The organism is Methylocystis sp. Sn-Cys (assembly GCF_016745395.1).
Lineage (GTDB): Bacteria > Pseudomonadota > Alphaproteobacteria > Rhizobiales > Beijerinckiaceae > Methylocystis > Methylocystis iwaonis.
In genome coordinates this window covers 988,706-995,112 of sequence record NZ_JAERVJ010000001.1, presented here as the reverse complement: position 1 = coordinate 995,112, position 6,407 = coordinate 988,706, and the positions used below count along the sequence as shown (strand labels likewise).

Below are 6,407 nucleotides of genomic sequence, written 5' to 3'. Positions count from 1 at the left end.
CCCCTTCGTAGACCCGCAGCTCCTCGCCCGCCGCCAGCGGCGCCGACAGCGTTCCGTTCAGAACCGGCGACGCGTCGTCGGTGCTCGTCGCGCTGGGGTAATCGCCCTGGTGCAACCCGACATTGTCCGTGAAGGTCGCAATCGTCGCCGTCGTTACCGGCGCCGTCGTATCGACCGCCACGGCGAAGGGCGACGACGCCGTCCCCTCATTGCCGGCTGCGTCCGCCACCACCGCCGTGTAGCTGTGCGTCCCTTCCGCGAGACCGGAGAGCGCCAGCGTCCAGCCTGTCCCCGAGACGCTCGCCGTCCCAATGAACGTCGCGCCTTCGTAGACCCGCACTTCCTCGCCCGACGCCAGCGGCGTCGACAGCGTTCCGTTCAGAACCGGCGACGCGTCGTCGGTGCTCGTCGCGCTGGGGTAATCGCCCTGGTGCAACCCGACATTGTCCGTGAAGGTCGCAATCGTCGCCGTCGTTACCGGCGCCGTCGTATCGACCGCCACGGCGAAGGGCGACGACGCCGTCCCCTCGTTGCCGGCGGCGTCGGCGACGACCGCCGTGTAGCTGTGCGTTCCCTCCGAGAGCCCGGAGAGCGCCAGCGCCCAGCTCGTCCCCGAGACGCGCGCCGTCCCAATGAGCGTCGCCCCTTCGTAGACACGAAGCTCCTCGCCCGCCGCCAGCGGCGCCGACAGCGTTCCGTTCAGAACCGGCGACGCGTCGTCCGTCGCCGCCCCGCTGGCATAGTTCCCCTGCTGCGTCCCCACATTGTCGGTGAAGCTGGCGATGACGCTGGTGGCCGTCGGCGCCGTCGTGTCCACCGTCACCACGAAGGGAGACGAGATCGGACCATCAATGCCGGCCGCGTCCGCCACCACCGCCGTGTAGCTGTGCGTTCCTTCCGAGAGGCCGGAAAGCGCCAGCGTCCAACTCGTCCCCGAGACGCTCGCCGTCCCGACCAGCGTCGCGCCCTCATAGACGCGCACTTCCTCGCCCAGCGGCAGCGGCGCGGAAATCGCGCCGTGCAGAACCGGCGAGGCGTCGTCCGTCGCGGTCCCGCTCGCATAATCACCCCGGTTCGCGCCGACGCTATCGCTGAAACTCGCGATCCTCGTTGCGATGGAGTCGATATAATCAACTGTCGCAGCGGGAGCGGTGTTTCCGTTGATGTCGGTCGCCGTCGCCGTCACCAACCCGCTGGTCTGGGCTGTTGGGGCCTCGATAAGGTAATGGCCCGCCAAATCGGCGACCGTCGTCGAGGTCGAACCGTCCGGCCAGGTGACGGTCACCGTCGCGCCGGGCTCCGAGGCGCCCGAGGCTTCGGGCTGATCGTAACTATTCGCCTCGGCGACAGCGAGCGTCAGCGCCGGCGGGGTCGTGTCGGTATAGGTCGCCGTCGTGGCTGGGCTTACCTCGCCGGCGAGATCCGTCGCCGTCGCCGTCACCAGGCCGCTCGGCTGCACTGTCGGCGCCTCGACCGCATATTGACCAGCGGCGTCCACCACCGTCGTCGAAATCGAGCCGTCCGGCCAGGTCACCGTCACCGTCGAGCCGGGCCCCGCCACGCCCGCCGCTTCCGGCAGGCCGTTGGCGTTGGCGTCGGACACAGCGAGCGTCGGCGGATCGATAAAGATCGTCGAGGCGGCCGGACCCACATTGCCGTTGATGTCCGTCGCCGTCGCGGTCACCGGCCCGGTCGGCTGCACTGTCGGCGCCTCGACCGTGTATTGACCCGAGGCGTCGGCCGTCACGGAAGATGTCGTTCCGTCCGGCCAGGTCAGCGTTACGGTGGAGCCGGGCTCGGCCGTCCCCGAGGCCTCGGGCCGGCCGTTGAGGTTGGCGTCTATGGCGGCAAGCGTCGGCGCCGCGGGGGGCGTCGTGTCCGTATAGGTCGCCGTCGCCGACGGACTGGTTGCGCCAGTGGGGCTAGTCCCCACCGCTGACACTGCGCCATTCGGCTGAACCGTCGGCGACTCGGCCGTGTAATGGCCGGACGCGTCCGCCGTCGCTACGGACGTAGAGCCGTCGGGCCAAGTCACCGTCACCGTTGAGCCGGGCGCCGCAGTCCCCGCGACTTCCGGTCGGCCGTTGGCGTTGGCGTCGGAGAGCGTCAACGTCGGCGCCGCAGGCGCAACCGGCGCGGCGGGCGGAAACCAGGCGAAAGGATATGCGCCGCCGCCCCCGGCGGCCGCAACGCCAGCCGCGGCGCCTCCGGCGCCGAGCAGCGCCAACGGCAAGAGCGCCATATCGGGCAGGCCGCCGGCGTGCTCCGGCGCGCTTTGATCATCGATGCGCGCGCATGATTCCTCCGGCAGGATCGGTTGAAGGATTCCCTGGCGGTCGTCCCTGAAGTTTATTTCGATGTAGCGGCCGTCGACGCCCTCGGCGTCCGCTTCCGCGCAGTCGTCTTTTTCCAGAAACAAGACCGGACGGCCGTCCGCGTCGTCTCTGAAGAAATTGTTCAGGCGGATCCATTCGCCATTCGTCAACACGAGAATAAGATCGTCGCCCTGACGCTCGTAAACAGCAACCCTGTTGGCGTGAAGCGCCAAAGCCACGCGCTCGGCATGGCCTGCATCCAGAGTGGCCCTCTTCCCGGAAAGAATGACCGTGTGCGCGGAGTGCGATCCAGAATTGACGACTTGCGTGCGAAGCTTCATCCCAGCCCTCCGTGGAAGCCTTGCGCCGCTCTGCGTGCGGGCCTCCATCAACACGATGCAAAAGAAAACACATTGGCTCGACGACGCGGCGCTCGAACCGATCGGCGACGCAACGACGACCTCGGCGGCCGCCGTCGTTCAGTGGATTCCATATCGGTCGCGAGTGTGTGCGCTTCCGAAGCGGGTGTCTTGCGTGTGGAGGAACTGTTTTTGATCCAGCCTGATCAGGCTTCCAGTTTAGCTTCAAAAAATCGCTTTAACTCGGCAATGGAACCGACCCAGGCAATCCCATGGGAATTTTCACCCGGCCTGCGTCCGCTTGTTTACAAACGACGCAAATGAGTCCGGGAACAAATTAGAATAGCCTTCGAATAAACCTTGCGCCATTTTCTCATGGAGCGGAATCGCTCACGCCGACATGCATCGCGGCTTGCGCGGAAACGATCGCTTTCACCCGCGCCGACAACGCGCCAAGGTCTTCTTCGCCGAAGGTTTCCGTTTCGAGCAGACGCTCCGCCGACTCGCGATGCACGGATGCGCAAGCGCGCAGAACCTCGGTCGCCCGCTCGAACGCCTCCTCGACGAGACGGCCGATCGCTTCGTCGATCCTTGCGCTGGTTTCGTCGCTCATTTCCGATTGCTGCGGACCGAGACCCTGTAAATCCAGATAACGCGGGCGTTCGACGACGAAAGACGCGCGCCCGAGCTCTTCCTCCATTCCGTAGCGCGTGACCATGGCGCGCGCCATCTCCGTGGCGCGTTGGAGATCATCTGCGGCGCCGGTCGTCGCCTCCTGGAAAATGAGCATTTCAGCCGCTCTACCGCCGAGCAGCACGGTCATGCGGTGGAGCAGCTCCGTCCGCGTCATCAGATAACGATCTTCTGTTGGCATTTGCATCGTATAGCCGAGCGCCCCGAGGCCGCGCGGGATGATCGAGACTTTCTTGATCGCATCGACGTCCGGCAGCGCCATTGCGACAATGGCGTGGCCCATCTCGTGATAAGCCACGATCCGCCGCTCACGCGGATTGAGAATGCGCTTGCGCTTCTCGGGGCCGGCGAGAACGCGCTCGATCGCCGCGGTAAAGTCGGCGGCCGAAACCGCCGTCGCCTTGCGCCGCGTCGCCAGCATCGCCGCTTCATTGACCAGATTGGCGAGATCGGCGCCGGTGAACCCCGGCGTCATCGCCGCGATCTGCGCCGCATCCACGTCGCCGTCCAATTTGACCTTTGCCAAATGCACCTGAAGAATGGCGACCCGGCCGTTCTTGTCTGGCCGATCGACTGAGATCTGACGGTCGAAACGCCCCGCGCGCAAAAGGGCCGGGTCGAGCACCTCCGGGCGATTGGTCGCGGCGAGCAGCACCACGCCGACCGTTGGATCGAAGCCGTCGAGTTCGCTCAGGAGCTGGTTGAGCGTCTGTTCTTTCTCGTCGTGGCCGCCGCTCAGGCCGGAAATCCCTCTGGCGCGCCCGAGCGCATCCAATTCGTCGATAAAGATAATGCAAGGCGCGGTGGCGCGCGCCTGCGCGAAGAGATCGCGAACGCGCGCGGCTCCGACGCCCACGAACATTTCGACGAATTCCGAGCCGTTGATTGAAAAGAAGGGAACCCCCGCCTCGCCCGCCACCGCGCGCGCCAGCAAGGTCTTGCCTGTTCCGGGCGGGCCGACGAGGAGGATGCCCTTGGGCACATGCGCGCCGAGCCGGCCATAGGTCGCCGGGTCTTTGAGAAACGCCACGATCTCTTGAAGCTCTTCCTTGGCTTCATCGACGCCGGCGACGTCGCGGAAGCCGATCCGAATATCCTTTTCGACGAAGATTTTGGCCTTGCTCTGCCCGACGGACATGATGGAGCCGAGCCCCTGCCCGAGGCGGCGGGAAACAAAGCTCCAAATGAGAAAGAAAATCGTCGCCGGCAAAATCCAGGAAAGAAGAGTCGACGCCCAGGTGCTTTCGGCGGCCCCGGAATATTTCACCTTCGCGGCTTCGAGCTCTTGAGCGAAATTCGGGTCGACGCGACGGGCGAAAATGTCCTTGCGCCCGTCGGGCATCGGCGTTTTCAATGTGGCGCGCACAGTTTTTTCGCCGACCTCGACATCGGCGATCTTTCCCTCACGCAGCATGTCGTAGAATTCGCTGTAAGAGACAATTTGGACGCGGCTGCTTGTGTCCAGAAGCTGGTGGATGAGGAGGATCGCCGAGAGGGCAAGCAGGAAATAGCCGATGTCGAAACGTGTCCTCGGCTTGTCGCTGGATTGATCCATAACGGTTTTTCCCCACCAAACGCCATGCCGGACGCCGGCCGATCCCGTCCCGGGAAGCCTGCTCGAGCATAACCTTGCCGCACGCCCGTTCAATCGGCGGCGACCACCCTGCCCTGCTCCGTCACCGGCGGCGTTCGGAAGGCGGCCTCCAGCTCCGCCGCGATAGCGCGCACAATATCCGCTCGCGTTACGATCCCGACCATCCGGCCGTCGTCGCAAACGAGAACCCGCTTGATCTTATGCGCCTCCATCAGGCGCGCGACCTCCTCGACCTCCGCTGTTTCGGCGACCGAGATGACCGGATGCGACATCAGCGCTCTGACGCAACGATTGTCGCTCCGGGCGGCGGCCAGAAATTTCTCATCCAGCGGCTCGCCTTCCGCTAATTGGGCGAGCCACCATTGGGCGCGCTCCTTCCGGCGCAGCTCATTGGCGGCGGCGAGGTCGCCCTCGCTGATCATCCCGACGGGCTTTCCCGCCTCGAGGACCGGCGCGGCGCTGATCGATTTCTCGATCAACAGCCGCGCGACGTCGCGCATGGTCGCATCGCTCTCAACGAAGGCCACGTCTGTCGTCATAATATCTTTCGCGCGCATGTTCGGCTCCGGGGCCGCGAGGATGGCTCGATCGGCGCCTGTCATTGTCAAGTATGTTCAATGCGGCGTTTCACAACCTGAGCATGCTCGGCTTCGTGCAAGCGGTCGCGACCCTGTCCTGGCGAGCAACCGCAGCGCAACTCGAAAAACGGCCTTATCGGCAGGGCGTCTGGAGCGGGCGCCGGTTATCGCCTGCGACCGGATATTTCGCCCGTCTTTTCCGCCGCATCGCGTTTCAGCATGGCCGCAAGCGTCTGCTGCAACATGTCCGCGACAGCGCGGCGATCGGCCTCGGGATCACGAAGGGGCAGCGCTTTCAACCCGTCGATCATCGCGATCATGATCGTCGCCGTCGTCTCGGGATCGAGGGCCGGATCGATCGCTCCCCGCTGCTGCCCCTGCCGTAGCACATTTGCCAGAATGCTGCGCAGCCTGCGGCTGTGCGCCTGCACCAGCTTCGCCATGCCGGCGTTGCGCGTGCTCTCCGCGAGCATTTCGAAGACGAGCTGCGAACGGGCGTTCGGCCCGCTGGGAACGAGCTGGCTGATTTCCTCGACGAGTGACGGCACGACGCCGTCCTCCTCGATCGGCAATTGCTCGAAGCGCCGGCCGATGTTGTCGAGCCAGGCCTCGGAGAGCGTGGCGACGATCGCGTCCTTGCTTTTGAAATAATGATAGAGGTGGCCCGGGCTGATTCCGGCCTCCTTGCAAATGTGCGCGATCGAGGCGCCCTTGAGCCCGCTGCGCTCGAAGCAGCGTCTGGCGGCCGACAGAATTTCCTGCCGCTTTTGATCGTGCCGGGCGGGATCGAGCTTTCTCATGCTGCCCTTCCAAAAACTAGAGCGGACGCTCTAGGAATCTTGACCCGCCGCTCCCGTCGTGGATATAA

Annotated in this window: 4 protein-coding genes; all 4 read right to left on the bottom strand. The window is 65.0% G+C overall.

The annotated features are described in order from the left end of the window. The coding region (locus JJT62_RS04655; protein WP_202071473.1) for an Ig-like domain-containing protein at window positions 1-2,656 on the bottom strand (2,656 nt) is incomplete at its 3' end. Window positions 2,657-3,047: 391 nt separating this feature from the next. Next, entirely contained in the window at window positions 3,048-4,922 is a 1,875-nt protein-coding gene (gene ftsH, locus JJT62_RS04650; RefSeq protein ID WP_202071472.1) for an ATP-dependent zinc metalloprotease FtsH, read from the bottom strand. Window positions 4,923-5,011: 89 nt separating this feature from the next. After that, the gene (locus tag JJT62_RS04645) at window positions 5,012-5,500 is read right to left on the bottom strand and encodes a CBS domain-containing protein (protein ID WP_202071471.1); all 489 of its coding nucleotides are present in this window, start codon (window positions 5,498-5,500) and stop codon (window positions 5,012-5,014) included. A gap of 203 nt (window positions 5,501-5,703) precedes the next feature. Beyond that, window positions 5,704-6,339: a TetR/AcrR family transcriptional regulator gene (locus JJT62_RS04640; protein ID WP_202071470.1), complete on the bottom strand. Its 636-nt coding sequence runs from the start codon at window positions 6,337-6,339 to the stop codon at window positions 5,704-5,706. Window positions 6,340-6,407: the final 68 nt, after the last annotated feature.